26 protein-coding genes and 1 pseudogene are annotated in these 26,347 nt (G+C 72.2%); 12 read left to right on the forward strand and 15 right to left on the reverse strand.

The genetic code is table 11. The features are described from left to right. Positions 1-177: 177 nt before the first annotated feature. Complete coding sequence (locus ACFVS6_RS10395; protein ID WP_389702453.1) at positions 178-1,818, forward strand: ABC-F family ATP-binding cassette domain-containing protein; 1,641 nt, start codon at positions 178-180, stop codon at positions 1,816-1,818. Positions 1,819-1,848: 30 nt separating this feature from the next. On the opposite strand, the gene ACFVS6_RS10400 is transcribed toward ACFVS6_RS10395, so the two are convergent. Continuing rightward, complete coding sequence (locus tag ACFVS6_RS10400) at positions 1,849-2,310, reverse strand: ATP-binding protein (protein ID WP_389702454.1); 462 nt, start codon at positions 2,308-2,310, stop codon at positions 1,849-1,851. 575 nt (positions 2,311-2,885) lie between these two features. On the opposite strand from ACFVS6_RS10400, the gene ACFVS6_RS10405 reads away from it, so the two are divergent. Further along, positions 2,886-3,857 carry an acyl-ACP desaturase gene (locus tag ACFVS6_RS10405; protein WP_389702456.1) on the forward strand — a complete coding sequence of 324 codons (972 nt, stop codon included), beginning with the start codon at positions 2,886-2,888 and terminating at the stop codon, positions 3,855-3,857. Positions 3,858-4,015: 158 nt separating this feature from the next. Here the strand turns inward: ACFVS6_RS10405 and ACFVS6_RS10410 are convergent, their stop codons facing one another. Next, the gene (locus tag ACFVS6_RS10410; RefSeq protein WP_319190667.1) at positions 4,016-4,258 is read right to left on the reverse strand and encodes a WhiB family transcriptional regulator; all 243 of its coding nucleotides are present in this window, start codon (positions 4,256-4,258) and stop codon (positions 4,016-4,018) included. A gap of 112 nt (positions 4,259-4,370) precedes the next feature. On the opposite strand from ACFVS6_RS10410, the gene ACFVS6_RS10415 reads away from it, so the two are divergent. Continuing rightward, positions 4,371-5,033 (forward strand): TetR/AcrR family transcriptional regulator, encoded by a 663-nt coding sequence (locus ACFVS6_RS10415; RefSeq protein ID WP_389702458.1) that lies wholly within the window; start codon positions 4,371-4,373, stop codon positions 5,031-5,033. Positions 5,034-5,218: 185 nt separating this feature from the next. On the opposite strand, the gene ACFVS6_RS10420 is transcribed toward ACFVS6_RS10415, so the two are convergent. Beyond that, on the reverse strand, positions 5,219-6,076 hold the full coding sequence (locus ACFVS6_RS10420; protein ID WP_389702460.1) for an alpha/beta hydrolase: 858 nt from the start codon (positions 6,074-6,076) through the stop codon (positions 5,219-5,221). 283 nt (positions 6,077-6,359) lie between these two features. Between ACFVS6_RS10420 and ACFVS6_RS10425 the strand changes: the two genes are divergently transcribed. The 4 genes from ACFVS6_RS10425 (at position 6,360) to ACFVS6_RS10440 (ending at position 8,677) form a co-directional block, all read left to right on the forward strand. Then, positions 6,360-7,262: a S41 family peptidase gene (locus tag ACFVS6_RS10425; protein WP_389702461.1), complete on the forward strand. Its 903-nt coding sequence runs from the start codon at positions 6,360-6,362 to the stop codon at positions 7,260-7,262. Positions 7,263-7,396: 134 nt separating this feature from the next. Next, positions 7,397-7,831, forward strand: coding sequence for a VOC family protein (locus ACFVS6_RS10430; RefSeq protein ID WP_389702463.1), 435 nt, complete (start codon positions 7,397-7,399; stop codon positions 7,829-7,831). Between the two features lie 121 nt (positions 7,832-7,952). Further along, a complete protein-coding gene (locus ACFVS6_RS10435) occupies positions 7,953-8,351 on the forward strand; it encodes a hypothetical protein (protein WP_389702465.1) in 399 nt (132 codons plus the stop codon). Beyond that, entirely contained in the window at positions 8,351-8,677 is a 327-nt protein-coding gene (locus ACFVS6_RS10440; protein ID WP_389702526.1) for a hypothetical protein, read from the forward strand. The genes ACFVS6_RS10435 and ACFVS6_RS10440 overlap by 1 nt, the downstream gene beginning before the upstream one ends. A gap of 189 nt (positions 8,678-8,866) precedes the next feature. Here ACFVS6_RS10440 and ACFVS6_RS10445 read toward each other — a convergent pair whose 3' ends face one another. From ACFVS6_RS10445 to ligD, 3 genes are all read right to left on the reverse strand, one after another. Then, a complete protein-coding gene (locus ACFVS6_RS10445; protein ID WP_389702467.1) occupies positions 8,867-9,370 on the reverse strand; it encodes an HAD domain-containing protein in 504 nt (167 codons plus the stop codon). Further along, complete coding sequence (locus ACFVS6_RS10450; protein ID WP_389702528.1) at positions 9,363-10,172, reverse strand: DUF3626 domain-containing protein; 810 nt, start codon at positions 10,170-10,172, stop codon at positions 9,363-9,365. Before ACFVS6_RS10450 ends, ACFVS6_RS10445 begins: the two co-directional genes overlap by 8 nt. A gap of 162 nt (positions 10,173-10,334) precedes the next feature. Continuing rightward, the gene (gene ligD, locus ACFVS6_RS10455; protein ID WP_389702469.1) at positions 10,335-11,378 is read right to left on the reverse strand and encodes a non-homologous end-joining DNA ligase; all 1,044 of its coding nucleotides are present in this window, start codon (positions 11,376-11,378) and stop codon (positions 10,335-10,337) included. A gap of 75 nt (positions 11,379-11,453) precedes the next feature. Between ligD and ACFVS6_RS10460 the strand changes: the two genes are divergently transcribed. Continuing rightward, on the forward strand, positions 11,454-12,521 hold the full coding sequence (locus ACFVS6_RS10460; protein WP_389702471.1) for an ATP-dependent DNA ligase: 1,068 nt from the start codon (positions 11,454-11,456) through the stop codon (positions 12,519-12,521). A gap of 46 nt (positions 12,522-12,567) precedes the next feature. Here the strand turns inward: ACFVS6_RS10460 and ACFVS6_RS10465 are convergent, their stop codons facing one another. Then, positions 12,568-13,962, reverse strand: coding sequence for an NAD(P)/FAD-dependent oxidoreductase (locus ACFVS6_RS10465; protein ID WP_389702472.1), 1,395 nt, complete (start codon positions 13,960-13,962; stop codon positions 12,568-12,570). A gap of 143 nt (positions 13,963-14,105) precedes the next feature. After that, positions 14,106-15,137: an NAD(P)/FAD-dependent oxidoreductase gene (locus ACFVS6_RS10470; RefSeq protein ID WP_389702474.1), complete on the reverse strand. Its 1,032-nt coding sequence runs from the start codon at positions 15,135-15,137 to the stop codon at positions 14,106-14,108. 66 nt (positions 15,138-15,203) lie between these two features. Here ACFVS6_RS10470 and ACFVS6_RS10475 point away from each other — a divergent pair, with 66 nt between their 5' ends. Further along, the gene (locus tag ACFVS6_RS10475) at positions 15,204-15,692 is read left to right on the forward strand and encodes an NUDIX hydrolase (protein ID WP_389702476.1); all 489 of its coding nucleotides are present in this window, start codon (positions 15,204-15,206) and stop codon (positions 15,690-15,692) included. Positions 15,693-15,776: 84 nt separating this feature from the next. On the opposite strand, the gene ACFVS6_RS10480 is transcribed toward ACFVS6_RS10475, so the two are convergent. The 4 genes from ACFVS6_RS10480 to ACFVS6_RS10495 all read right to left on the reverse strand — a co-directional run bounded on the left by ACFVS6_RS10480 (position 15,777) and on the right by ACFVS6_RS10495 (position 21,221). Further along, a complete protein-coding gene (locus tag ACFVS6_RS10480) occupies positions 15,777-16,439 on the reverse strand; it encodes a GPP34 family phosphoprotein (protein ID WP_389702478.1) in 663 nt (220 codons plus the stop codon). 173 nt (positions 16,440-16,612) lie between these two features. After that, positions 16,613-18,709 (reverse strand): MDR family MFS transporter, encoded by a 2,097-nt coding sequence (locus ACFVS6_RS10485; protein WP_389702479.1) that lies wholly within the window; start codon positions 18,707-18,709, stop codon positions 16,613-16,615. A 36-nt stretch (positions 18,710-18,745) separates the two neighbouring features. Beyond that, complete coding sequence (locus tag ACFVS6_RS10490) at positions 18,746-20,101, reverse strand: 6-phospho-beta-glucosidase (protein WP_389702481.1); 1,356 nt, start codon at positions 20,099-20,101, stop codon at positions 18,746-18,748. A 247-nt stretch (positions 20,102-20,348) separates the two neighbouring features. Next, the gene (locus ACFVS6_RS10495) at positions 20,349-21,221 is read right to left on the reverse strand and encodes a helix-turn-helix domain-containing protein (protein WP_389702483.1); all 873 of its coding nucleotides are present in this window, start codon (positions 21,219-21,221) and stop codon (positions 20,349-20,351) included. 334 nt (positions 21,222-21,555) lie between these two features. On the opposite strand from ACFVS6_RS10495, the gene ACFVS6_RS10500 reads away from it, so the two are divergent. The 3 genes from ACFVS6_RS10500 (at position 21,556) to ACFVS6_RS10510 (ending at position 24,044) form a co-directional block, all read left to right on the forward strand. Continuing rightward, positions 21,556-22,224 carry a helix-turn-helix transcriptional regulator gene (locus ACFVS6_RS10500; protein WP_319190695.1) on the forward strand — a complete coding sequence of 223 codons (669 nt, stop codon included), beginning with the start codon at positions 21,556-21,558 and terminating at the stop codon, positions 22,222-22,224. 64 nt (positions 22,225-22,288) lie between these two features. Continuing rightward, the gene (locus ACFVS6_RS10505; RefSeq protein WP_281206047.1) at positions 22,289-22,846 is read left to right on the forward strand and encodes a toxin-antitoxin system, toxin component; all 558 of its coding nucleotides are present in this window, start codon (positions 22,289-22,291) and stop codon (positions 22,844-22,846) included. A 13-nt stretch (positions 22,847-22,859) separates the two neighbouring features. Then, the gene (locus ACFVS6_RS10510) at positions 22,860-24,044 is read left to right on the forward strand and encodes an MAB_1171c family putative transporter (RefSeq protein ID WP_389702485.1); all 1,185 of its coding nucleotides are present in this window, start codon (positions 22,860-22,862) and stop codon (positions 24,042-24,044) included. 65 nt (positions 24,045-24,109) lie between these two features. Here ACFVS6_RS10510 and ACFVS6_RS10515 read toward each other — a convergent pair whose 3' ends face one another. From ACFVS6_RS10515 to ACFVS6_RS10525, 3 genes and pseudogenes are all read right to left on the reverse strand, one after another. Next, complete coding sequence (locus tag ACFVS6_RS10515; protein WP_389702487.1) at positions 24,110-24,886, reverse strand: hypothetical protein; 777 nt, start codon at positions 24,884-24,886, stop codon at positions 24,110-24,112. Positions 24,887-24,943: 57 nt separating this feature from the next. Next, complete coding sequence (locus ACFVS6_RS10520; RefSeq protein WP_389702489.1) at positions 24,944-25,531, reverse strand: hypothetical protein; 588 nt, start codon at positions 25,529-25,531, stop codon at positions 24,944-24,946. Positions 25,532-25,745: 214 nt separating this feature from the next. Continuing rightward, positions 25,746-26,347 (reverse strand): annotated as a pseudogene (locus tag ACFVS6_RS10525) (transcriptional regulator); the annotation flags it as partial.

Consider the following 26,347-nt stretch of genomic DNA (forward strand, 5'->3'; position numbering starts at 1 on the left):
CCTTATTCGGTTGCGGGCGGCGGCGGCCGTCCGTAGCGTCGTGAGCGCCCCATTGCCGCCGAAACGGAGTAGGACGTTGCTCATCTGAGGTCCGAGACACCGACCACCGACACGACCACGTGACAGTCGGCTGTCTCCCCGCGTTGCACGCACCATCCACGCAACCTGGAGGCCTCCATGAGTCATGCCCCTACCCATGTCACCTGTTCCGACCTCTCCTTCGAATGGCCCGACGGAACCCCCGTCCTCGACGGATTCCACTGGACCGTCGGCCCCGGCCGCACCGGCCTGATCGGCCTCAACGGATGCGGCAAATCAACCCTGTTGAAGCTGATCGCGGGTGAACTGCGAGTCGCCGCCGGCCAGATCTCCGTCGCCGGGTCGGTCGGATACCTCCCGCAGGACGTCACCCTCGACACCGGGGCCCGGGTGGACGAGGTCCTCGGCATCCGCGACACCCGCACCGCACTCCACGCCATCGAGGCGGGTGAGGCCACCGAGGCGAACTTCGCCGCGGTCGGCGACGACTGGGACGTCGAGGAACGCGCTCTGGCGACCCTCGACCAGCTCGGTCTCGCACGGATCGGCCTGGACCGAACCGTCGGTGAACTGTCCGGCGGCGAAGGCGTCCTGCTGCGGCTGGCCGCCCTGCTGCTCGCCCGCCCCGACGTCCTGCTCCTCGACGAACCGACCAACAACCTGGACCTGCGGGCCCGACGTCGCCTCTACGCGGCCGTCGAATCGTGGACCGGGGTGATGGTGCTGGTCAGCCACGACCGTGAGCTGCTGGACCGGGTCGACCAGATCGCCGACCTGCGGGAGGGCGAAGTCCGTTGGTACGGAGGCAACTTCACGGACTACGAGGCGTTGCTGGCCGCCGAGCAGGAGGCCGCCGAGCGGATGGTCCGGGTCGCGGAGGGCGACGTACAGCGCCAGAAGCGCGAACTCTCCGAAGCCCAGATGAAGTTGGCCCGACGCAAGCGGTACGGCCAGAAGATGTACGACAACAAGCGCGAGCCGAAGATCGTCATGGGTGCCCGCAAGCGGGCCGCCCAGGAATCGGCCGGCAAGCACCGCATCATGCACACGGAGAAACTGACCGAGGCCAAGGAGCGGTTGGACCAGGCCGTGGAGGCGGTGCGCGACGACGCCGAGATCCGGATCGAGCTGCCCGCCACCCAGGTCCCGCCCGGGCGCCGGGTGCTGACCATGACGGATCTGCACCTACCGCACGGGGCTCGCGTGAGCGGCACGTGGGAGCTGCGCGGGCCGGAGCGGATCGCCCTGGTCGGCGGCAACGGGTCCGGCAAGACCACGTTGCTGCGGACGATCGCGGGGCTCGCCCCGCCCTCCTCCGGGGAGGCGGTCACGCACGTCCCGACGCGGTACCTGCCGCAGCGCCTCGACGTGCTGGACGACGGCAGGACGGTCGCGGAGAACGTGGCGCGGTTCGCCCCGCACGCCACGAACAACGTGATCCGGGCACGGCTCGCGCACTTCCTCTTCCGAGGAGGCCGCGCGGACAGGGAAGCGGGCACCCTGTCGGGCGGCGAACGCTTCCGGGCGGCCCTCGCCGCCCTGCTGCTGGCGGAGCCGGCTCCCCAGCTGCTGATGCTGGACGAACCGACGAACAACCTGGACCTGGCGAGCGTACGACAGCTCACCGGCGCCCTGGAGTCGTACGAGGGCGCGCTCGTGGTGGCGAGCCACGACGTGCCGTTCCTCGAGTCCATCGGCATCACGCGCTGGCTGCTGCTCGACGGCGAGCTGCGGTCGACGACCGCGGAGGAGGTCAGGGAATCCCACTGGGAACACTGACCGCGGGGGCGCTCCGGGCTCGACCCGCCATCAACGGGACAGCAGCGCCCAGGACTTGGTTCCGCCGCGCGGGGTCAGTACGGGGGTGAGCCCCCAGTCCCCGTCGCCGGACTCCACGGCCCGGGCCAGCAGCCACATCGCGCGGCTGCGCAGCCGCCGGCACTCCTCGCCCTCCTCCGGCGAGGAGTGCGCGGGGTGCTGGTCGTAGAGGACGATCCGCAACGCGTCGAACCGCCAGCGCACCGTGAGCGTCATATCCAGGCCGGGCGTGAACCGGTCGGCGCAGGAGACGAGCTCGGAGGTGACGAGGGCTGCGGTGCCACACAGCTCGGCCAGCCCGTGCCGCAGCAGCAGTGACCGTACGGCCGCCCGGGCGGTGCCCGCGCCACGGGGCCCGCCGGGCAGGCGCACCGAGTGGCCGAGCTTCTCGGCGAGGGGCGGGGCCGGCCGGAACTCGCGGACCTCTCGCAGGCCGCGGAGGGTGCCCGTCATCGTGCTGCTCCCACTTCTGATGTCCTCGGTGCGATGTACACGGGGTGGTGCGGTGCGCAGGGTGGTGCCGCGGGTGGGGTGGTACCGGGTGCGAGGTGGTGCCGTGTGTGTGAGGCGGTGCCGTGCGCAGGGCGGAGCGGTGCGGTGCGAAGCGGTGCGCGTCACGGGCTCCGGCCGGGCGCACCGGTGAGTACCGGTGGCGGGCAGGCAGCCGTACGGCCCGGGGTCGCCCCGCGTGAGATCCGCGCTACCGACCGTAGCGCAATCGGGGTCGCCGGTGCCACCGGTTGTACGCCTAGATGATCTTTTCTCGCTGTATTTCGTGACCTGCTCCGACCGCGCGGGACACCACGCCTTCGGGCGCCCGAAGGCGTCAAGACCGGAGACCGCCGATCACTTTTCGGCGTAAATCTCAAGCCATTAAACCCACTCCGCGCGCTTTCAAACTGCGCAAATAACCGGACGTAACGGGGCATGGTCACCCCTGGGGCTTGGCTGGCCTTGATGTCGCGCTTAACCTACGACTCCGTAGGCTACGGAACCGTAGGTAATTCGCTTTGCACCCAGGAGTACCCGTGACGATCACCTCTCCCCACCTCGGCAGCTCGGAGGCGTGGACCGACGCCAAGTTGCTGTTCGCGCTGGAAGAGGTGGTCGAGAAGGAACTCAACCGCCACCTGAAGGTCACCAAGGACTGGATGCCCCACGAGTACGTCCCGTGGAGCGACGGCCGCAACTTCCCCGGCTTCTTCGAGGACGGCGAGGCCTGGGATCCGGCGCAGTCCAAGGTCACCGACATCGGCAAGATCGCGCTGGTCGTCAACCTGCTGACCGAGGACAACCTCCCCAGCTACCACCACGAGATCGCCAGCCTCTTCGGACGGAACGGCGCGTGGGGCACCTGGGTGCACCGCTGGACCGCCGAGGAGGGCCGGCACGGCATCGTGATGCGCGACTACCTGCTGGCCTCGCGCGCCGTGGACCCGGACAAGCTCGAAGCGTTCCGCATGCAGCACATGTCGGAGGGCTTCGAGTCCGACAACAGCCACTCGATGCTGCACTCCGTCGCGTACGTGGCCTTCCAGGAGCTCGCGACCCGCATCTCGCACCGCAACACCGGTCACCAGTCCGGCGACCCGGTCTGCGACCGGATGCTGGCCCGCATCGCGCAGGACGAGAACCTGCACATGATCTTCTACCGCAACCTGCTGGGCGCGGCCTTCGAGATCGCCCCGGACCTGACGATGAAGGCCGTGCGGGACGTGGTCGTCGGCTTCCGGATGCCCGGTCACGGCATGCCCGGCTTCGAGCGGATGGCCGCGCAGATGGCGATCGGCGGGGTCTACAACCTGCGGATCCACCACGACGACGTACTGAGCCCCGTGATCCGCTTCCTCAAGATCATGAGCATCGACGGTCTGGGCCCCGAGGGCCTGCAGGCCCAGGAGGAGCTCGGCCTGTTCATGGACGGGCTCGACAGCGAGGCCCGCAAGTTCGACGAGCGCCTCGCCGCCCGCGCCGCCCGTCTGGCCGCCCGCAAGGGCTGACCCGGACCGTCCGCCCGCCGGCCGGCCGGCCGGACCACGAAGACAGCCCCGGGAGAGCCGCGCTCCCCGGGGCTTCGTCGTGCGCCGGCGCCCGCCCGCGCAGGCACGGGCGGGCGCCCGAACGGGCGCGGACGGGGTGCCCGAGCGGGCTCGGGCCGTCAGCCGCGCGGGCGCAGGGCCTGGCGTTCCGCTTCCGAGAGGCCGCCCCAGACGCCGAAGCGCTCGTCGTTGGCCAGGGCGTACTCCAGGCACGCCGCCCTCCCCTCGCACGCCCCGCACAGCCGCTTCGCGTCCCGCAGCGAGGAGCCGGGCTCGGGGAAGAAGAAGCTCGGGCCCGTCTGGGCGCACAGGGCGAGGGCGTACCAGGCAGGGGTGGTGCTGGTGGTGGTGTTCATCGACATGCGCCGATGGTGGCTCCCTCCGATGTACGTCTCATCAACGCACGATCAACACCGGCACACGGCTCCGCCGGCCGCACAGAGTGAACGACCGTGCGTTCGGTAAGCTGGAGGCATGGCAGACGGACGCGTGGAGCGCGGTAACCAGACGCGGCGGACGGTTCTCGACCGGACGGTGCGGGTCGCCTCCGTGGACGGCCTCGAAGGACTGTCGCTGGGCAGGATCGCCACCGACCTGGGGCTGAGCAAGAGCGGGGTGTTCGCCCTGTTCGGCTCGAAGGAGGACCTCCAACTCGCGACCGTCCGCGCCGCGGTGGACGTGTTCGTGGAGCACGTCGTGCGCCCGGTGCGCGAGGAGCCCACGGGCGTCGCCAAGGCGTGGTTGCTGTGCGAGCGCTGGCTCGCGTACTCGGCGGGACGGGTCTTCCCCGGCGGGTGCTTCTTCTACACGGTCTCCGCCGAGTTCGACGCCCGACCCGGCCCGGTCCGCGACGAGATCGCCAAGGCGCGGTCCGACTGGACGCGTTACGTGGAGCGGGTCCTGGACGAGGCCCGGCTGGCGGGCGCGTTCCGTGCCGCGTTCGGCGCGGCGGACGTGCCGCAACTGGCCTTCGAGATCATCGCGTTGATGGAACTGGCCAACGCCCACTCGATGCTGCTGGAGGACCCCGTCGCCTACGAGCGGGCCGGCCGGGGCATCCTCGACCGGCTGAGGGCGGCCGCGGCCGCCCCGGAGGAACTCCCGGAACGGCCGCCCACCGGCGTCGGACCCATCTGACGCAACCGCCGGCGGCGCCGCCGGGGCGAGGGTTCCGCCCCGCGGACCGGTGGTCCGGTCGGTGCCGGCGGACCGGTCGTTCTCGGTGGACCACTGGTCCGGTCGTTCCCGGCGGATCGCGGGCCGGTCGTACCCGGCGGGACGTACCGGATCGGACCCGCCCCCTCCTGACGCGACCGGGTGGCTCAGCGGGTCGCGGTCGACCGCATCCCGGCGAGGAACCCGGCCGTCGCCGCGACCACTTCGGGGTCGCGGAGGATGCGCCGGTGACCGAGGCCGTGGGTCTCGATCAGCCGGGCGCGCTCCCCGTAGGCCTCCGCGAGCGCCCGCGACTGGGCGGGAGCGGTCGTGTCGTCCTCGGTGTCGTGCACGAGCAGGATGCGTTCGGGAGCCGGGGCCGGGTCCACCCGGGCGTCCAGGCGGCGCCAGATGTCCGGGACCCCCGCGAAGAGCCGGTGTTCGACGTGCCGGCGCAGCGCCCGCACGACGGCCGGCCCGGCGGGCAGGGAACGGCGGAACCCCTCGATGACGTGGTCGAAGTGGGCCACGCCCCCGATGCCGACCACGCGCTCCACCCGGATGCCGTCCCGCAGCGTGAACAGGGTGGACAGGACTCCGATGGAGTGGGCGACGATGGCGGAGAACTCGCCGTGCTCACGGTGCAGTCCGTGGATGATTTCGCGGAAGTCGCGTATCGAGGCGGCCCGGCCGCCCGACTCCCCGTGCCCGGGGGCGTCGAAGGCCACCACGGTGTGCCCCTGGGCGCGGAGCGCCTCCACGAAGGCGGCGAACCGCGAGGCGCGCGAGGACCAGCCGTGCACCAACAGCACCGGGCGCGGGCCGTCGCCCCACCGGTAGGTGGTGACGGACGCGCCGTTGACGGTCAGCCACCCCCTCTCGGCCCGTCCCATCACCTCGACTTCCTCGGGCCGCAGCGGAGGCCGCCCGAGGGGACGGATGAACAGCGCGAACGCGGCCCGCCCCGCCGGCCCCGGGGCCACCCGGGCGGCGATGTCGAGGGTGACGCTCACAAGTGCAGCCATGGGACGCATGCCCACTCCTCCGGATCTCCGCGGAACCGACCGGCGTCGGCCGGGCGATGCAAAAAATGCTAGCACGATCGTTCGTGTTTATTTCAGGGCGAACGCCGACGCGTCGCCGGCCGGAAACATGCGCCGGGCGGCCAGGTTCCCGGTCGACAGTCCCCGCGCGTTCACCCGCCGGCGAGAGGCCGACGGCGGTCCGGGACGAAAGGGCTGATCAGAGATGCCGCAAGGCGTCCTATTCCTTTGACGTCCTCGCGAGGGCAGTGCTCTACTCCCTGCCATGACCACCTCAATCAAGCTCGCGCCGGCCCCTGTCATCGACGAGACGACCCGGCTCCTGACCGAGCACTACGTCTTCCCCGAGCCGGCCGAGCAGCTCGCCGCCCTGCTGCAACGACGTCTCGCCGAGGGCGCCTACGACGTCGACGACGCCGAGGAGCTGTCCCGGTTGGTGACCGCGGACCTTCAATCCGTCAACGGTGACCGGCACCTGAGGCTGAAGCACCACGCCGACCCCGTGTCCCCGGAGCGGGGGGCGGCCACCATGGAAGCCATGCGCCGGGACTTCGACACGACGCTCGGCGGTGTGCCCCGAGTGCAGTTGCTCGACGGCGAGGTGGCCGTGCTGGAGCTGGCACCGATGCTGTTCCCACTGGATTGGGCCGCCGAACCCCTCGCCGCCGCGCTCACCCTGGTCTCCCGCGCACAGGCCCTGATCATCGACCTCCGCACCAACCGGGGCGGCGACCCGGACACGGTCGCCTTCGTCTGCAGCTACCTGCTCGACGAACGCACCCACCTCAACACCATGCACTGGCGGAGCCGCGACAGCGAGCAGTCCTGGAGCCTGCCGCACGTTCCGGGTGCCCGCTTCGGTGGCAGCAAGCCGTTGTACGTACTGTCCGGCGAGAACACCTTCTCCGCGGCCGAGGAGTTGGCGTACGACCTCCAGCAGCTCGGCCGCGCCGTGGTCGTCGGCGAGCGCACCCGCGGCGGCGCGCATCCCTGCCAGGGTTTCACCGTGCACCCGCACCTGGAGGCCACCATCCCCGTCGGCCGCGCCGCCAACCCCGTCTCCGGAACGAACTGGGAGGGCGTCGGCGTGCAGCCGGACGTCCCCTGCACCGCTGCCGACTCCCTCGCCCGCGCCCACGCGCTGGCCCTCGCCCGACTGGCGGACTGACCCGCCCCGGGGCATGACCTCGGCGGAGAGCGCCCCGGCTCCGACGGCCCCGCGCACCGCCCGGGGCCGTCGTCGAACTCCGTCGTCGCCCGTGACACGTAAGGGAGTTCGACGACAGGCCCTATGGTGGCCCGATGTCATCGATCAAGAAGTTCCAAGTCACCTTCGACTGCGCGGAACCCGAGCGCGTCGCACGCTTCTGGTGCGAGGTGCTGGGGTACGTCGCACCGCCGCCGCCGGCGGGGTTCGCCACTTGGGACGATTTCAACCTGTCGCTGCCCGCCGAGCAGCGGGATTCCTGGTTCGCCTGCAGTGATCCCTCGGGGGTGGGCCCCCGCATGTACTTCCAGCGCGTTCCCGAGGGCAAGGTCGTCAAGAACCGGCTGCACCTCGACGTGCGGGTCGCCACCGGGCTCGTGGGCGAGGAGCGTCTCGCCGCCCTGGAGGCCGAGTGCGCGCGCCTGGTGGCACTCGGCGCGGTGCGCGAGCGGCTCCTGGCAGCCGATGAGGAGAACGAATCGTGCATCGCGATGCGGGACGTCGAGGGCAACGAGTTCTGTCTCGACTGAGGGCGCCGCGAACACCGTGGGTCTGGTCCGCTCGACGGCCGGGCCGCCCGGGTCGGGGCACGGGCGGCCCGCGACGTAGGCGGAGCGCGGGCCGGGAGCACGCAGCCGCTTCGAGCCGTTGGTGGAACGGCTGCGCACGCCGGCGGCCGCCTTCCTACGACCGGAGTTGGAGGAACGACTCGCCCGTCACGTCGAGGCGGGCGATCCCCTCGCCCGCGATCAAATGGCTCGTGTCCTGGCCGGTGCCTGCGGCCCAGAGGCCCTGCCCACCCTGCTGCACGCCATGGTGGGTGACGGCGACGAGGAGGGGGGCACGTTGGAGCTCGACGTCCTCGCCCTGTTCCGCGCGCGGCCGGACACCGCGCTCCGGCTGGTCCTGGACTGCGTCACCGCGGTCGACCCCGGGGCCCGGCTGGTCGTCCTCCGGGACCTGAGCGTCATCGACTTCGGTGGGACCGCAGTTCGGGCCCGGTCGCCGAAGCGACCCTCGCCCCGGATCCGCGGGTTCGCGCCGACGTGATGGCCACCCTCGGCAGCGTCTTCGGTACGGGTGACCCCTCGCGGGCGTCGGCCGTGCTGATCGCCGACGCAGACCATGTGGCGCCGGTAGTCAGGAGCGCGGCCGTGGCGGCTCTCGGCTCGTCGTACGGCGAGAGGGTCACCGCCGTCCTGGTGGCCCGCGCCGGCGACGTCGGCGCCGGCATCCGCCACTGGTCCGCTTGGTCGCTCGCCCGCAGGCCGGCCTCCACGGCGCGCGCCGCGCCGGACCGGCTCACGACGGGCACGGACGCGGACGTACGCGATGCCGCGCTCAAGGCCCCGGCCCTGCCGACCCGTTCGTCCTGACCGCGCTCCGGCCGGCAACCCGCGCCCCCAACCGGACCACACCGGCGCCCGACCCGTCCCAGCAGGGCCGGGCGAGCGGCGCGTGGTCCACGAACGGCACGTCCGGGCGTGGGTCTCGCAGGAGTTCCGGGTACGCGATGACGGCGGCCGGGGGACGGCGGCCGGACCGGCCTGCGTGGTCGGCGGGGATCAGGGGGTGGAGAGGCCGGTCAGCCAGTGGGTGAGGGCATCGAAGTCGGTGTCGGTGAGGCCGGTGCGGGGGTCGACCCGGTGGAGGAAGGTGGGCCGCGGATGGTGGGCGGCCGCCCAGGCACGGTCGGCCTCGGTGATCTCGTCGTCGAACCAGGCGAACGCGCGATCCCCCGCCCAGGCCATGAGCGGACGGGTCTTCCAGTGCAATCCGTCCCGGCTCCCGTCGCCCTGCGGCTCAGGCCATGCGACCACCGGCAGTTCGGGCAGTCCCAGGACCGGGGCGACGGTCTCGTTGGCCTCCCCTCCCCATGTCGTGGCCCACACCGGATCGCACGGCAGCGCCGACAGCCTTGCGCCGACGGCGGGGTCGAGACGGGCGAGCAGCGGATTCCCGGATGCCTCCCACCGCGTCGGGAACGTGCGGTACCCCGTCCCGCCGAAGGGGATCAGCGGCCCGTCGACGTCCAGGAACAACAGAGGACGACGCCGCGCGTCAGCCATGTGCGGCCGCCTCCGCCGTGGTCGGGGGCACCGGTGCGTCGGCGGGCCGCTCGGGCGCCCCGAAGCGCGCCAGGCAGTGCCACACCTTCTTCAGGGCCTGGGGGTCGTGGAGACCGGACCGTGCGGCTTCGCCGATGATGCGGGGATCGAGCACGCCGCCGACCGCGATACGGGTTCCCAGGTCGACGTGTTCCCGGCCGCGGTAGCCGGGGTGACGTCGGAGTTCTTCGACCCCGAGCCGAAAGCCGGGGTGCCACTCCACCGGGCATCCGAGGCGCAGGGCCGCGGCCTCCACCTCCGTACCCCGGTAGCAGGGGTCCAGGACCAGCGCCTCCGCGTGGAGGCGCGGCCGGACCGGGCCGTGGACCTGGGCCTCGATGTAGTCGTCGAGCTCTTCCTGGTCGTCCGCGAGGGCGATCCCGAGGAGGCCCATGCGTGCCGCGACCCCGAAATCCGAGGGTTCGAAGAAGCTGTCCGGGTAGCAGAACGTGGTGCGCGGCATCGCCTCGGCGGACAGTCGCAAGTGGGCGGAACCGAAGCGGGGCGCCCCGCCGACCGGCTTGTGGCGGAAGTTCAACGCCCCGTAAACGGGGCGCTCGTGCCCGCTCGCCGTGTCGTACGCCCCGTCGAAGATCCGGCTCTCCCAATGCCACCGGTCGCCTCCGGGATGGGCGGTCAGGCCGCCGTTGCTGGTCCCCGTGACGAACTGCGAATGGTAGACGCCGGACTCGGCCAGGGCGTCCAGGATCGGCCGGCCCCGCGAAGAGCGGTCCGGGTGGAAGTTGAGGGTCACCCGCAGCATCGGGTCCACGGGGGGGACCCGATGCCAGTCCGGCGACGTGACGAAGGGCGCGTTCCTGTGCTGTCGGGGTGGTGGCGGAGCTCATCCGCGAAGTGTTGCCCGAGGTGATCGATCGACGCACGCGAATTGTCCGCCGCCACGGCCACAGCCGCGAACTCTCCGCTAGTCGGTGTCGGTGGCGCCCGGAGGGTCCGCGTGTTTGGCCCGGCTCGGCTGGACCCTCTTGGGCTCGCCGGGCATCTTGGGGTAGTCCGGGGGGTAGGGCATGTCCCCGAGTCCGTGCTCGTGCTCCTGCCGGTCGGCGAGTTCCAGGATCGTGTCGAGCGAGAAGGCGTGGTCGTCCATATCGGCGTGCAGGTCGCCGAGTTCGGCGAACCGGGCCGGCATCGTCACGATGTCGAAGTCGCGCGGTTCCGCGTCGTCCACCTCGTCCCAGCGCAACGGTGCGGAGACCGGGGCGTGGGGGCGCGGGCGGACGGAGTAGGCGGAGGCGATCGTCCGGTCGCGCGCCGTCTGGTTGTAGTCCACGAAGATGCGCTCGCCGCGCTCCTCCTTCCACCAGGCCGTGGTGACCTTTCCCGGCATCCGCCGCTCCAACTCCCTGCCCAGGGCGATGGCGCAGCGCCGGACCTCGGTGAACGTCCAACGGGGTGCGATCGGCACGAACACGTGCAGGCCGCGCCCGCCCGAGGTCTTGGGCCAGCCCCGTAGCCCCAGTTCCTCCAGCAGGGCCCGCAGTTCGTGGGCGGCGGCCACCGCGTGGTGGTAGTCGGTGCCGGGCTGCGGATCCAGGTCGATGCGGAGTTCGTCGGGCCGGTCGGTGTCGTCGCGGCGCACCGGCCAGGGGTGGAAGGTGAGGCAGCCCAGGTTGGCGGCCCACAGGACCGCGGCGGGCTCGGTCGGGCAGATCTCGTCCGCCGTGCGCCCGCTGGGGAAGGCGATGTGGGCGGTCGGGATCCAGTCGGGCAGGTTCTTGGGCGCCCGCTTCTGGAAGAAGGACTCACCCTCCACCCCGTCCGGGAACCGTTCCAGGGTCGTGGGGCGGTTGCGCAGGGCGCGCGTGATGCCGTCGGCGACGGCCAGGTAGTACTCGGCGACGTCCCTCTTGGTGAGTCCCCGCTCGGGGAAGTAGATCTTGTCCGGACTGGACAGTCGTACCGCCCGTCCGCCCGCTTCGAGCTCGATCGCACCGCCGGCAGCACCCATGTGCGCCACGGTAGGCGGGCTCGCCCGGGTGCGCATACCGGGCGGAGCCGGACGCACCACCGCAGAATCCTGGGTATGGATCTACCGGTGATGCCCCCCGTGAAGCCGATGCTCGCGAAGTCCGTGTCCACGATCCCGCCGGGCATGCAGTACGAGGCCAAATGGGACGGCTTTCGGGCGATCGTGTACCGCGACGGCGCCGAGGTCGAGATCGGCAGCCGCACCGGTAAGAGCCTGACCAGGTACTTTCCCGAGCTGGTGACCGCCTTGCAGGACAACCTGCCGGATCGCTGCGTGGTGGACGGGGAGATCGTGATCGTGCACGAAGGTCGGCTCGACTTCGACCGGCTGACCGAACGCATCCACCCCGCCGCCTCCCGCGTGAAACTCCTCGCCGGGACGACACCCTCCAGTTTCGTCGCCTTCGACCTGCTCGCCCTCGGCGACGACGCCCTCCTCGACACCCCTCTCGCCGAACGCCGCAGCACCCTCGTCCAGGTCCTCTCCACTGCCCGTCCCCCCGTCCACCTCGCACCCGCGACCACCGATCCCGCGCTCGCACGGGAGTGGTTCGAGCAGTTCGAGGGCGCCGGCCTGGACGGGGTGATCGCGAAGCCCCTCGATCTCCCGTACCGGCCCGATGCCCGCCTCATGTTCAAGATCAAGCACGAGCGTACGGCCGACGTGGTCGTCGCGGGTTTCCGTTTCCACAAGAGCGGTCCGATCATCGGATCGCTCCTCCTCGGCCTCCACGACGGGCACGGAACCCTCCAGCACGTGGGCGTCTGCGCGGCCTTCCCCATGAAGCGCCGCGCCGAACTGGTCGAGGAACTCGAACCGCTGCGCATGGACGACCCGCACGACCACCCCTGGGCGGCGTGGGCCGAGGAATCCGCGCACGAGAGCGCCCGCCTGCCCGGCGCCCAGAGCCGCTGGACCGGCAAGAAGGACCTCTCCTGGGTGCCGCTGCGCCCCGAGCGCGTCTGCGAGGTGGCGTACGACCACATGGAGGGCGACCGCTTCCGGCACACGGCCCAGTTCCGCCGCTGGCGCCCGGACCGGACACCGCAGAGCTGTACGTACGCCCAGTTGGAGGAGGTCATCGGCTACGACCTCGCCGAGGTGTTGGGGGCCGGGGGCTGACCCCCCGGGGCGCTCCCTCCACCGGACCCGCCGCGCCCGGTGGGCCTCAGACCGCCGTCAGCCGTTCCCACTGCGCCCGGTCCGGGCCCACCGCGTTCGGGGAGTAGTCCGGCCGGGCCGCCAGCCACCGGGCCACCCGGGCCCGGATCCGGGGGTCCGCGTACGCCCGTTCGGGGGGTTCGGCCAGGTGCCGCACCTTCGCGCGCGCCCGCATCACGTCCGGGTCCTCCAGCGCGCAGTCGAACAGCGCGGAGACCTCCCGCGCCGTTCCCGTACGCCCGGCACGGGTCGCGAAGCGCTCCCCGATGGCCGTGTCGGCGACGACCTGGAAGTCGAACCAGGGCTTCAGCGTACGGACGGCCCAGTCGTGGTGATCGGCGGCGAAGCGGGCCGTTCCCGGATCCCGGTCCGCCGACCGGGCCACCCGGTGCGCGGCCCACAGGGCGAGCGAGGTGCCCTGCCCCAGGGTCGGGTTGGTGTGGGTGAGGGCGTCCCCGACGGGGACGAGTCCGCTCACCACGGGGCCCCGCTCGTCCGCCAGGGCACTCCACCGGTTGTCGAGGCTCGCCATGGCCAGTACGCCGGACAGCGGTTCGGCGCCCGTCTCCAGCCAGGCCGCGCCGGGCGGGAAGGCGCGGGCGGCGGCGTCGAAGACGGCCGGGGTCCGCAGCGCGCCCCGACTGGGGTCGTCGGTGTGCACGAACAGGGTGACGGCGAAGATCCTGTTGTCGGCGGGGAAGACCGCGCAGCCCGCGAAGGCCCCGCCCGTCACGGTCCACGGCCGGCGCGGCCCCTCCTCCATGCCGTCGGGCAGCCGGTACCAGCGGCAGAAGTACGCGAGCCCGGTGCGGTGTCGCTCGACGACGGCGGGCCGGCAGCCGGCCGCGGCCAGCAGGCGTTCGACGCCGCCGCGCCGCCCTGCGGCGTCCACGACCAGGTCCCCTTCGTACGCTCCGTTGCCCGTGGTCAACCCGGTGACCCGGATTCCCGATCCGGCCTCGCCGACCGTGACGAGCCCCTCCACGGGCTCCCCGTAGCGGGTCACCACGCCCTGTTCGGCGCGCAGGGCCGTGGCGAGGGCGCTCTCCAGCACGATGCGGCGCGCCTGGAGCATGACGAGGTCCTCGTCACCGGGCAGTGCGGGCGGGCGGGCGTCGAACCAGTCCAGTTCGTGCCGCTCGCGCGCTCCGAGCCGGAGCATCTCCGCGTGTACGTCGGGCAGTTCGCCCAGCAGCACCTTGCGGGCCGCGCCGAGCAGTGCGTGGGGCTGCGCCGCCTGCGGGACGGTGGGGCGCCGCCAACGGAAGAAGTCCCGGTCGAGGGCCGTGCCGGGGGCCCGGGTGTCCCGCTCGAACAGCTCGGCGGTGTGTCCCCGGCGCGCCGCGAGCAGTGCGGTGGCCAGGCCCGCGACGCCTCCGCCGATGACCAGCACGTGTGCCATTGCGTCCCCCTGGGCGGCCGATGAACCGTACGACGATCACACCGCCAGAGCCTGCACGGACGGACCTCGAACGAAACCCGCACGCTTGTCCGAATCGCCGCGTTTCCGGCCCCCGCCCGGCCAACCCTCCGCCGCGGGGCCGGCTACCGACCGGTCTCCCCCGCACCGCCCGCGACGCCGTCCCGGGTTCCCGCACCCGCGCCGGCCCGCCACGCCGCGACCGCGTCGCGCGCGTCCGCGCCGACGAGGTCGGCGTTGATCGCGGTGGCCGCGCGCACCCCCTGGGCGGCCGCACCGGACACCTGTTCCACCGGGGAGGTCACGTTCCCCGCGACCCACACGCCCGGCAGGGCCGTGGCTCCGGTGGCCGGCTCGGACTCGACGCACGTGCCGATCGGCACCCCGTCGCGCTCCAGCGTCGTCGTCGGCAGGCCCAGACCGGCCAGCACCCCCGAACGGGCGGTGAACCGCGGAGCCACCACCAGCGCCCGGCACTCCACCGTGGAGCCGTCCGCCAGTTCCAGCCCCGTCAGCCGGTCCCCCTCGACGGTCAGGCCCGTCGCCTCCCTCTCGACCACGACGATGCCCAGGGCGGCCATCGCCTCCAGATCCTCGGTGCCGAGCCCGCGGCCCTGCCCGACGAGGGTCACCCGGGGACTCCACTGCCGCCACAGCTGCGCCTGGTGCACCGCGAGCGGACCGGTCGCGAGGACCGCCAGGGGCTGGTCCCGCACCTCCCAGCCGTGGCAGTACGGGCAGTGCAGTACGTCGCGCCCCCAGCGCTCCCGCAGGCCGGGCAGCTCCGGCAGCTCGTCCACCAGCCCCGTCGCGACGAGCAGCCGCCTCGCCCGGACGGACGAACCGTCCGCGCAGCGCACCAGGAAGCCGCCGTCCTCCTCGCGGTCGGCGGCGACGGCGGTCCCCGCTCGCCCGGACCGGAACCGCGCCCCGTACCCGGCGGCCTCGTCCCGGCCGCGGGCCAACAGCCGGGCGGGGCTCTCTCCGTCATGGCCGAGGTATCCGTGCAGGTGGGCGGCGGGGGCGTTGCGCGGTGTGCCGGAGTCGAGGACGAGCACCGATCTGCGGGCCCGGGCCAGGGTCAGCGCCCCGGCGAGGCCGGCGGCCCCGCCGCCCACGATCACCACGTCGTATTCGTCCCGCGTCACGTTGTCCATGGCCGAGAGGGTGTGCCCGGAGTGCCCTGCTTGACAAATCATGTTGCCGAACCGGCAAATGGGACCATGACCGACGGGAACGAACGCCCCGAACGAGCCGCGCCCCGCCCCCACGCCGTGGTCGGCGTGGGCTTGATCGTGATCGGGGCCGATGACCGGATCCTGCTCGGCCAGGCACACGACGGCCGCTGGGAACTCCCGGGCGGCAAGGTCGACCCCGGGGAGGGCTTCGAGCAGGCCGCGGCCCGCGAACTGGCCGAGGAGACGGACCTGCGAGCCGCGCCCGACGACGTCGAGGTGCTCGCCGTCGGGATCGACTCGGTGTCCGGGGTGACCCGGCTGACGGCGGCGGCCGTGACCCGCGCCGCCACCGGGACGCCCCGCGTCACCGAACCCCACAAGATCGCCCGCTGGCAGTGGTTCGCCCCGACCGGGATCCCGGCGGAGCTCTACGCCCCCTCGGCCGCGGTCCTGCACAGCTGGCGGCCCGACCTCACGCCCCGCCCACAGGGCGCCTCGTACGCCTGCCGCGCCACGCCGACCGACGGTCGCTGAGCCCGCCCGAAGCCCTCGGTCCACCCGCGCCCCGGCCCGCCCGGTGCCTGCCCGACCGGCCCCACCGCGCCCCGGCCACCGCTCTCAGACGCTCGCCGCCGCGAAGGTGACGACGGTCGCCGTGACCACCGCCGCCTGCATGTCGCGGATCGCCGTCCGCAGGCTCTCGGCCGCCCACCGGCCGGTGGCTATCTCCTGCATCCTGGGGGCCACCGTCCTGGTCGCACGCCCCGGGAAGGCCAACTGATGCAGTTTGGCCGAGTGGAGCAGGGAGATCAGGCCCGCAGTCCGCTCGTCCGGTTCGGCGCCGTCCAGGACGACCTCGGCGAGCCGCTCCCTCAGGTCGCGTTCCACGGAGCCGTCGGCCTCGGGGTGGCGGCGCCGCGTGAACACCCCGAGGACCTTTCGCACTTCCTCGACGACCAGCCCGCGCTCCCCCAGGCTCTCCAGGGCGGCGGCAACCGCCTTGGTGTTGTCCTTGGTCAGCCAGTCCGTCACCCGGCGCTTGTCCCGGCCCCGGAGCCACGCCTGTATCAACAGCAGCCTGTCGTCAAGCAGTTTCACCCCGGTGGGGGTGGGGTCGACGAGCGTCATGTACTTGCCCGAGACCGACACCCGCTCCACCAGGACGAGTTCGAGCAGGATCCCACCGGCCACGGCCCACCCCGCCGCCTGCCGCTGCTTCGCCGCCCCCGACTCGTCGTCCAGGGACAACAACATGATCTCCTCGGCCAGCGTGATCGCCATGACCGCCCCCTCGCCCGTCACCGCATGCGTCTCACCATGTAGGACGTGCGGCGACCACCCGGAGTTCCGTCACTCGTACAGCAGTTCCTCCCCCGGCGACGGAACGCCCCCTCGGCCAGCCGCCCGACCCGGCGTCCAGGCCCTGCGCCCGACCCGGCGTCCAGGCCCGGCCTTCAGGCCCGGCGTCCGACCTGCGGGGCGAAGTTGCCGTCGGCCAGGTCCTCCGCGAGCAGGCGCTTCGCGATCGCGTCGGCCGCCACCCGCAGTTCGGCGCTGCGCGGCCGCCCGCGGTCCTTCTCCAACTGGTCCCCGAGCCACTTCGCCCAGGCATCCGAGATGACGTCGGCCTCCCGCCGGCCGGCCCGGGTCAGGGAGAAGAAGTGGCCGTCGCGGGTGAGGTAGCCCTCCTCCACCATCCGGTCGTAGACGGGGAGCAGGACCTCGGGCGGGACGGAGCGCCGCCCCGCGATGAGGCCGAGGCTCGCGTGGCCGATGGTGCGGGTCATCCGTTCGACCTGCATCACCGCCCACGCGCCACCCATGTCGAGTCGGGTGTCGGAGGCGTGCACGATGCCGCGCGCGTCCTCCGCGCCCATGTTCCGCACGATCTTGCCGACCGCGAGCTCCAGCAGTTTGGCGGAGTCCCCGGAGGCCGTGGCGGGCGAGGCGAAGCCGTCGCCCATGTCGGTGGATCCGGCGCGGGCCGAGTCCCGCAGCTTGACCTCCTTGAGGAACAGCGCGACCACGAAGCCGACCACGGCCACGGGTACCGTCCACAGGAACACCGTCTGGAGGGTGTCCGCGTACGCCGCGATGACCGGGCCCGCCGCGTCCGGGTCCAGTCCGCGCACTCCCTGCGGGCTCTGCGCGGCCACCGCCAGCCGCGCCGGGTCCTCCCCCGTGGCGCGGGCCGCCTCGCCCACGGCCGTCCTCAGGGCGGGCGACAGGGTGTTGGCGTAGATGGTGCCGAACACCGCGGTCCCGAAGGCGCTGCCGAGCGTGCGGAAGAACGTGACGCCGGAGGTGGCCGTGCCCAGGTCGGCGTAGTCGACGGTGTTCTGCACGACGATGGTCAACACCTGCATGCACAGGCCGATCCCGGTGCCCAGCACGAACATGTAGAGGGACGCCAGCCAGGCGCTGGTGCCCGGCCCCATCAGCGACAACAGGTACAGCCCGAGGCCCATCACCGCACAGCCGAGGATGGGGAAGATCCGGTAGCGACCGGTCTTGCTGACGAAGTTGCCGCTGAAGATGGAGGCGATGAGCAGCCCGATGACCATCGGCAGGGTCCGTACGCCCGAGATGGTGGCCGAGTCCCCGTCCACGTACTGCAGGTAGGTCGGCAGGAAGGTCATCGCGCCGAGCATCGCGAATCCGACGACGAAGCTGAGGACGGAGCAGATCGAGAAGACCGGGTTGCCGAACAGCCTCATGGGGAGCATCGGTTCCAGGGCGCGGAACTCGGCGAGGCAGAACAGGGCCAGGGCCACGACGCCGCCGGCGAACAGGCCGATGATCACCGGGGAGGACCAGGCGTACTCGTTGCCGCCCCAACTGGTGCCGAGGATCAGGGCGCTCGCGCCGACCGAGACCAGCGCGATGCCGAGGTAGTCGATGACGGTCTTGCCGGCCGCCCGGACCGAGGGGATGGTCCGCGCGGCCGCGATCACCACGAGGATGGCGATGGGCACGTTGACGTAGAAGCACCAGCGCCAGCTCAGGGAGTCGGTGAACAGTCCCCCCAGCAACGGCCCGATGACGGTGGCCACGCCGAAGACGGCGCCGATGGCGCCCTGGTACTTGCCCCGTTCGCGCAGTGGCACCACGTCGGCGATCAGTGCCATCGCGGTGACCATCAGACCGCCGGCTCCGATGCCCTGGACGCCGCGCCACAGGATCAGGAGCGTCATGTTGCTCGCGAGGCCGCACAGGAAGGAACCGGTGATGAAGACGATCGCCGAGATCTGGAAGATCAGTTTGCGGCCGAAGACGTCACCGAACTTGCCGACCAGCACCGTCGAGACGGTCTCCGCGAGGAGGTAGGCCGTCACCACCCACGACATGTGGTCGCCGCCGCCGAGGTCCGCCACGATCGTGGGCAGCGCGGTGCCCACGATGGTCTGGTCGAGTGCGGCGAGCAGCACGCCCAGCATGATCGTGCCGAAGATGACATTGCGCCGCCGCCGGTCGAGCACGGGGGGCGCGGCGGCCATGGCGGGGGCTGTGGTCACATCTCGCACTCTCACAGCGCACCCGCCGTCCCGCATGCGGCACGGGGCCGTACGGGTGATCCCGACCCGGGATCAGCGCAGGTGGGCGAGGCCGGGATGCTCCGTCGCGTAGCCGTCGAGCAGCTTCCGCGCCACGGTCACGGAGTCGACCAGCGGGTGCAGGGCGAAGGCCTTGACGGCGTCCGCGCGCGATCCGCTCTCCGCGGCGGCCAGCACCTCCCGTTCCACCGCCTTGACCGAGGTCACCAGGCCCACCGCGTGCAGGGGCAGCGGTGCGACGGCGACCGGGTGGGCTCCGTTCGCGTCGACGAGGCACGGCACCTCGATGACCGCTTCCGCGTCGAGGACGGACAGCGTGCCCCGGTTGCGGACGTTGAGGATCAAGGTGGCGCGTTCGTCCCGGGCGATGGCCCGCATCAGGGCGAGGGCGACCTTCTCGTAGCCGCCCGACTCCAGGTCGCTCTCGTCGCGCTCGCCGACTCCGGCCGCCTCGCGGTTCTCGGCCATGTACGTGGCCTCCCGTTCGGCCCGGGTCCGGTCCCAGGCCGAGAGCGCCGATGCGGGGGACGTTCCGACGCGCCCCGCCTCGGCGTAAAAGCCCCGCTGCTGGTCGCGCAGGAAGGCGCCGCGCGTCTGCTTGGCCTCCTGGTACGCCCGTACGGTGTCACGGTTGAAGTAGTAGTAGTGCAGGTATTCGTTCGGGATCGCCCCCAGGGAGCGCAGCCACTCGGCCCCGAACAGCCGGCCCTCCTCGAAGGACTCCAGCGCCTCGGTGTCGGCCAGCAGCCGGGGCAGTTCGTCGCGACCGGCGATCCGCAGTCCGCGCACCCAGCCGAGGTGGTTGAGGCCGACGTAGTCGATCCAGGCGTCCTGCGGGCGGGCGCCGAGAAGCCGGGCGATCCGGCGGCCGAGTCCGACCGGCGAGTCGCAGATGCCGATGACCCGGTCGCCCAGTTCCCGGGCCATCGCCTCGGTGACCACGCCGGCGGGGTTGGTGAAGTTGATGACCCAGGCCTCTGGCGCCACACGGGCGACCCTGCGCGCGATCTCCCGGGCCACCGGCACGGTCCGCAGGCCGTACGCCACACCTCCCGCGCCGACCGTCTCCTGACCCAGCACCCCCTCGGCCAGGGCCACCCGTTCGTCCGCGGCGCGGCCTTCCAGGCCGCCGACGCGGATGGCGGAGAAGACGAAGTCGGCCCCGCGCAGGGCCTCGTCCAGGTCCCGTGTGGCGGTGACCGTCGGGGCGTCCGGGACGCCGGCGGCGGCCGCCTGACCGGCGAGCACCCGGGCCATGGCGGTGAGCCGGTCGGGATCCTCGTCGTACAGGGTCACGTGTGACACCCGGCCCTCGGCGTGGTCGCCGAGAAGTGCTCCGTAAACGAGCGGGACGCGGAATCCGCCCCCGCCGAGGATGGTCAACCGCACGCCTCTTACCGCCCTTTCGCCGTCACCACCGGAACCCGCCGGAACCCGTATGCTCCCACCGGAACCACCGGAACCCGCCGGAACCCCCGACCCACCGGAACCCGCGGCCCGTGCCGCAGCCCCCGGACACGAACGATGCCACGGTCCGTGGCATCCGCGCGTGACGCGGATCGTGGCACGGATCGTGGCATCCACGCGGTGGCACCCCACCGCGACACCCGGGCCGAGGGCCTGTGCCCCCGGCCGGTCAGTCCTCCAGCGACGGCACGGCCCGCAGCCGCGCCCCCTGCTGCTGCGGGACACCGCCCCCGCCGCGCACGGGTCCCCTGGGCAGGCCCTGCGGGGCCGAGAGCACGAGGGTGATGCGGGTGAGGCCCATCGCCTCCAACATTCGGCTGGATTCCGCCACCATGCGGCAGCGCACCACGCCCCATCCCGGGTCGGGATGACGGACCGTCCGTACCGCTCCGTCCTGTTCGGCCGCAGCCTCGCCGTGGGTGCTCAGCCAGTGCGGGACGCCGTAGCGGTAGGCGGCCTCCATGAACGGGTCACGGGCCACCTCCTGCCGGATGCTCCGCAGCCCGTCGTCCTCGGGAGCGGCCGACAGGGCCGTCGCGAACTGGGCCAGGAGCGGTACGCACCAGGCAGGTTCGTGGTCCTCCAGCACGGCCGCGGCGTCCGGGTGGAACAGCACGAAGCGCAGGAAGTTGTCGTCCGGCAGGGCCGTCGGGTGCGGGCGCACCGACTGGAACAGCTGGTCGAAGGCAGAGTTGGTGAGGGCCACGTCCCATCTGTGGTCCACCAGGAAACTCGGGTAGGGAACGGCCTCCATCAGGGCCGCGTAGTCACACAGGTAGTCGCGCTGGGCCGGGTCCTGGGGCAGTCGGCTCTCCTCGGCCGCGCGCCAGGTGGGCGGCGGATCCCGGTCGACCATGACCCGGAAGAGCCAGAAGCACTGCCTCTCGCTCATCTCCAGGGCCTCGGCCAGGGCGAGGAGCTTGCGGTCCGTCCACTCCTTGACGAGTCCGCGCTCCCAGTTTCCGTAGGCGCGCACGCTGATGCGCAGCCGCGACGCGAGGTCCTCCTGGCTCAGCCCGAGTTCCTCACGGCGCTGGCGCAAAATCTCCTTGCGCCGTTCCGACCGCACTGCGCCACGCGCGGACTCTTCGCCCGCCAGGCGTTCCTCACCGGCTCGGACGAGGCCATCAGACGGGCCCACCGCTGCGAGATGTGGCACCGAGAGCTCCCCCTCCTCACGGTCTGGATCTTCATTTCCGTGTGGCGATCCTGCTACCGACTTCATTCGAGTGTCAACTATTGTGGCAATTCCAGCCTGGCGACAGCTCATTCCCGCCACAGCTGTGGCAAGTTCTAGCTCTCCCGAGGCAGACCGGATAGATTCCCTGAGGCCGACCACGTGCCCACTGACCTCGCGCGATCTAGGAGAACCACTGGTGACAGACGGCTTCCCGGCTCCCGTCGCGGTGGCCAACGCGCCCCTGGCAGCGACCGTCACGCGGGTCGCCGAACTCGCGAACAAAATGGGCCGCACCCTGAACCAGGTCTTCGACCTGCGGCGGTTGTCGGACGCGTCCGGAGTCCCGACGGACGTGATCAAAACCCTCCTCGACGGCCGACCCGCCGGCGAACCCGACCTCCAGGCCCGCTTCCTCCAGCGACTCGACCTGCTCCGGCGCACCCGTGTCAAACCCAACGGCCGCCGCTACACCCAGCAGGAGATCGCGGACGGCGCCGGGATGTCCCGGCAGCAGGCCGGCGCCCTGATCAACGGCGACCGGCGCCCCACCATGGAACACTGTGACGCGATCCAGCGTTTCTTCGGAGTGCACGCCGGCTTCCTCACCGCCCACGACGCCGACGCCCTCACCGACGCCCTCCAGCGCACAGAGCAGCAGCTGCTCCAGGACTTCGCGGGGCGCGAGCGGCAAACCGTACCGGCGGAAGCCGCTTCGGCCGGCGATCCGCTGGCAAGACTCCTGCAGGACCACGGCGTACGGGGCATCGCCTGGCGCGCCGCCCAACTGCCCAGCGACAAGCACCGGGACAAGGTGACCGAATGGCTGGACATGCTTCTCGAAAGTGTCAAACCGAACGAATCATGACCCAGTCGAAAGTCTGGATCTGATCCTTGAATCCTGATCCGGATCCACGCCGACGGGGAGAACGGTGAGCATAGGCAGAGCGCAGCGGCGGTTGTGCGGGGAGCTGGTGGCCGGTATCAGGCTCACCGCCCCCGTGGAACCCGTCGACCTCTACGCCGCCCTCTGCGAGGGCATGAGCAGGCACCGAGGTCGCCGGGTGGACTTCCGTATGGCCGCCTTCCCGCAGGGAACGGCCAGTGGTCTGTGGCTCGACATGGCGGACCGCGACCTGGTGGTCATCGAGGAACGCACCGCGCCGGACCACCAGCTGGTGATCCTCGGCCACGAGCTGTGGCACATGAAGGCCGGCCACTGCAGCCACCACGTCGACGGTGCCGCCGTGGCGGCCCGCATGCTCACCGACGAGGCCGACCTCGGCGAGACCGTCCGCCGGGTCGCCGCGCGCACCCGCGCCGACGTCCAGGAGGAGACGGAGGCCGAAACCTTCGGCCTGCTCCTGGGCAGCCGGTGTCGCACCTGGCTCGCCGGAGCCGCCGGCCACCGGGCCCCTGCCCAACGCGACGAGCTGGCGGGTCGGATCGAGACGTCCCTCGGCTACCGGGGGCACAGGAAAGAACGTTGAACAGGAACCACCGTTGAACGGTCAGGACTACTACATCCCGGCGGCCGCGATGGCGATCTCCCTCGTCTTCAAGCTGCCGGCGCTGCGCGCCAACTGGCGCGATCCGCTCCTGCGGTCCGTATGCGTCCTGCTCATCCTCGCCGGAGCGGTGTTCACCTTCGCCGCCCCTCCCACCATCGCGGCCGTCAACCGCTGGACGGGGATCCCGAACCTCTCCGCGCCGCTGGTGTACTGCCTGATCACCGCCTTCAGCGCGTCCTGTCTGATTCTGATCTTCAACTGGCGCGGCGGTCCCCCGGAGGAGACGCGGCGCACCTCGCAACGCTGGATCGCCGGCTACTCCGTCGTGATCGTGGCGATCATCGTGCTGTTCGTGCTCGGTGACGTGCCCGAGGAACGACTGCGCGACTTCGACACGCACTACGCGAACACCCCGTACATCCGCGTGATGATCGCCCTGTACCTGTTGGCCCACAACGTGGCCGCCATGACGATGGTCGCGATGTGCTGGCGCTGGTCCCTCCAGGTGCGCGGCTGGCTGCGGACCGGCCTGGTGACGATCGTGTCCGGCTACGCCTTCAGCCTCACCTACGACGCCACCAAGTTCGCAGCGGTCATCGCCCGCTGGACCGGCAACAACCTCGACGACCTGAGCACCTACGCCGCCCCGCCACTGGCCTCCGCCGGAGCCCTGGTCAGCGCCGTGGGCTTCGTGATACCGCTGGTGTGCCAGCGGGCGTCCGACCACTGGGCGACCTGGGCGAGGTACCGGCGGCTCGGCGCGCTGTGGCACGAGGTGCAGAGCACCGCACCCAGCGGGACGCCCTCCGTCCGGATGTCCTGGTGGTCCCCGGCCGAGATCCGGGTGATCCAGCGGGAGTCCGACATCCACGACGGGTTCCTCCGACTGGGACCCTGCTTCGACCGCCGGCAGCGTGAGGACGTCTACGAACGCGCGATCACGGACGGGGCGGACGAGGCGACGGCCCGCGCGATCGCCGACGCCGCGATGGTGGCGGCCGCCGTCCGGGCCAGCGCCGCCGACCCGGACGGACCGGGGGACGGCGACGCGGACGCGGAGGACCGCGTGCTCATCGTCGCCGACGGGCCGCGCGACCTCGTACGGATCTCGCACGCGCTGCGGCATTCGCCGCTGGTGGCCGCCGCCCGACGGCACTCGCCCGTACCGGGAGTCTGACCCGGGACCCGGCCCCGCCGGGGGGCGGCGCGGGCCGGGGCGGTGGGCCCCGGCGGGGCCGCGAGTCAGCGGGAGGCCGTCACCGACACCGTCGGGAACAGGTCCTGGAAGGGGCCCGCGGAGTCGACGCCGTCCCGACCGTACGGTGCGTCGAAGCTCCAGACCATGAACAGCAGGAACACGATCAGCGCGCTGAACAGGCCTGCCAGCAGCAGCTCGCGTCCGGAGCGGCGGATCTGCAGCGTGAAGATCAACCCGATCGTGACGATGCCGCCCACCAGCAGCCCGAACCAGACCACCCCGGGCAGGGTGGACCCGGAGCTCTGGGTGCGCGAGTGCCGGGCGTCGTCGGCGGTCGCGATGTGGTCGAGCAGCGGCTGGTAGGCCTGTGCCTGGAGTTCGGTGGCCGGGCTCTGGTGGGTGACGTCCGTGCGCAGCTTGCCGAGGAGCACACCGCCCTCGGCGGAGGCCGCCTCGCCGGACGTCAGCAGCGGCCAGTCCACGTCCACGGTGTGGGAGACGTACGCGTCCACCTCGCCGCGGATCCGGTCGCGGACGGCGGCCGGGTAGACGTCGGCGCGCTGGGTGACCTCGTACAGGGACTGGGCCTCGCGGCGCACGCTGTCCTCGGCGGCGCCGCGCGCCTCCCAGACGCCGGCGATGGCCAGGCCCAGGACGATCGCGTAGACCACCCCGACCATCATGGTCATGTACTCGATCACGTCGGGGGTTTCGCTGGTGTCCTCGTCGTCCGCGACCCGGCGGTGCCGGATCGTGGTGATGGTGAGGACGAGGGCGCAGACGAGCGCCATGGCGATGGCCAGGACCAGCCATTCGGACACGAGGGATCTCCCGTTCGTGGGTGCGGTGGTACGAGGGGTGCGCGGGTGGCGGGGCCGCTAGCCGCGGCCCTTGGAGCGGGGGCGCAGCGCGGCGGCCGCGAGCACGGCGGGGGTGGTGACGACGGCCATGAGCGTCATGGTGCCGAGACCGTCCGGGCCGCGCCGTTCCAAGGCCGCCGAGTGGTACGGGCGCATGCGGAAGGCACTGGCGAAGGCGGCGGCCCGGGGCGCGGGCGGAGCGGCGGCTTCGGCCGACGCGGTCTCCGGTTCCTCCCCGGCGGCCGGCGGAGCCGGAGCGGGCTTCGCGTCGTCGCCCGGCGCCGGGACCCCGGGCCCGGGAGGGGCTGCCGGGGCGGGGAGCGCGGGGAGGCCGGGGGCGACGCCGGGGTGGTGCACCGTGGGCCGCCCCGACGGCGACACCGTGACCCGGGGGGAGGGCGTCACCGGGGACGGCGCCGGGGGCCGGACCACGGGCGGCTCCGCGGGCCGCGGCCGACCGGCGGGGGGCCGCACCGTCCCTCCGGGCACGCACACGTCCACCCGGGCGCCGCGGCCGTTGCCGTCACCCGCGACGGTCACGTGGCCGTGCAGGGGGCACAGCGCGGCCACCAGGCCCGCCCCGGCGAAGTACTGCCAAGCCGTCACCGCGGTCCTCCCGATCGGCAGCCACATGAGGGTTACGGCTGAAGAAACGATCAAGGGGCCGGTTCGACACGCGGCGGACAGGTCAAGATCTTTGTCCGAAGGGCGGTTCCGCGGCGGCCCGCGCACGACCGGGCCGTCCCTTCCCGGATCCTGCCGGCAGGCGTGTGGCGGCCGGGGTGCGTGAGCGGAGAGGTGCGGTGCCGGGTGTCGCGGGTCAGGCGGGACTTTCGAACACGCCCTGGGTCGGGCTGTCGCTGGGCGTGCCGGGCCGGTGCGGGGCGTCGCCGGGCGGGGCGGCCGTGCCCGCGAGGATCCGCAGCGCGGCCTCGGACGGCGAGCCGGCTTCCGCCGTGTAGGTGATCAGGGTCTGGTCGGGGTCGTCGGGCGGGCTGAGGCTCTCGTAGGCGAGGGTGAACTCACCGACCAGCGGATGCCTCAGGTGGTAGCCGCCGTGGGTCTTCTCCGCCACCTCCTGGGCCTGCCACATGGGACCGAACTCCGGGCTGCGATCGCCCAGTTCCTCGATCAGCGCGGCGAAGCGGGCGTCGTGCGGGTGACGGGCGAGGTCGTAGCGGAGGTAGGCGACGAGGTCCCGCGCCTTGGTCTCCCAGTTGACGAACCGGCCGCGCACCTCGGGGTGCAGGAAGACCAGCCAGGCCTTGTTCCGGCGCTCGGGCGGGAGCGCGGCGAAGTCGGTCACCAGGGTCGCGAAGAGCGGGTTCCAGGCGAGGATGTCCGTGCGTCGACCCAGGACGAACGCCGGGGTCCCCGGCATCGCCTCCAGCAGCCTGCGCAGCCCGGGGCGGACCTGCTGCA

It is taken from the genome of Streptomyces sp. NPDC057939, from assembly GCF_042887545.1.
Lineage (GTDB): Bacteria > Actinomycetota > Actinomycetes > Streptomycetales > Streptomycetaceae > Streptomyces.

Bases quoted from the DNA above. Each gene is read 5' to 3' on its own strand.
- ACFVS6_RS10450 (WP_389702528.1), bottom strand. From the start codon at position 10,172: ATGCTGCGGGTGACCCTCAACTTCCACCCGGACCGCTCTTCGCGGGGC.
- ACFVS6_RS10430 (WP_389702463.1), top strand. From the start codon at position 7,397: ATGTCATCGATCAAGAAGTTCCAAGTCACCTTCGACTGCGCGGAACCC.
- ACFVS6_RS10475 (WP_389702476.1), top strand. From the start codon at position 15,204: ATGACCGACGGGAACGAACGCCCCGAACGAGCCGCGCCCCGCCCCCAC.
- ACFVS6_RS10480 (WP_389702478.1), bottom strand. From the start codon at position 16,439: ATGGCGATCACGCTGGCCGAGGAGATCATGTTGTTGTCCCTGGACGAC.
- ACFVS6_RS10425 (WP_389702461.1), top strand. From the start codon at position 6,360: ATGACCACCTCAATCAAGCTCGCGCCGGCCCCTGTCATCGACGAGACG.
- ACFVS6_RS10460 (WP_389702471.1), top strand. From the start codon at position 11,454: ATGGATCTACCGGTGATGCCCCCCGTGAAGCCGATGCTCGCGAAGTCC.
- ligD (WP_389702469.1), bottom strand. From the start codon at position 11,378: ATGGGTGCTGCCGGCGGTGCGATCGAGCTCGAAGCGGGCGGACGGGCG.
- ACFVS6_RS10415 (WP_389702458.1), top strand. From the start codon at position 4,371: ATGGCAGACGGACGCGTGGAGCGCGGTAACCAGACGCGGCGGACGGTT.
- ACFVS6_RS10395 (WP_389702453.1), top strand. From the start codon at position 178: ATGAGTCATGCCCCTACCCATGTCACCTGTTCCGACCTCTCCTTCGAA.
- ACFVS6_RS10445 (WP_389702467.1), bottom strand. From the start codon at position 9,370: ATGGCTGACGCGCGGCGTCGTCCTCTGTTGTTCCTGGACGTCGACGGG.
- ACFVS6_RS10470 (WP_389702474.1), bottom strand. From the start codon at position 15,137: ATGGACAACGTGACGCGGGACGAATACGACGTGGTGATCGTGGGCGGC.
- ACFVS6_RS10485 (WP_389702479.1), bottom strand. From the start codon at position 18,709: ATGCGGGACGGCGGGTGCGCTGTGAGAGTGCGAGATGTGACCACAGCC.
- ACFVS6_RS10420 (WP_389702460.1), bottom strand. From the start codon at position 6,076: ATGGCTGCACTTGTGAGCGTCACCCTCGACATCGCCGCCCGGGTGGCC.
- ACFVS6_RS10410 (WP_319190667.1), bottom strand. From the start codon at position 4,258: ATGTCGATGAACACCACCACCAGCACCACCCCTGCCTGGTACGCCCTC.
- ACFVS6_RS10465 (WP_389702472.1), bottom strand. From the start codon at position 13,962: ATGGCACACGTGCTGGTCATCGGCGGAGGCGTCGCGGGCCTGGCCACC.
- ACFVS6_RS10440 (WP_389702526.1), top strand. From the start codon at position 8,351: ATGGCCACCCTCGGCAGCGTCTTCGGTACGGGTGACCCCTCGCGGGCG.
- ACFVS6_RS10400 (WP_389702454.1), bottom strand. From the start codon at position 2,310: ATGACGGGCACCCTCCGCGGCCTGCGAGAGGTCCGCGAGTTCCGGCCG.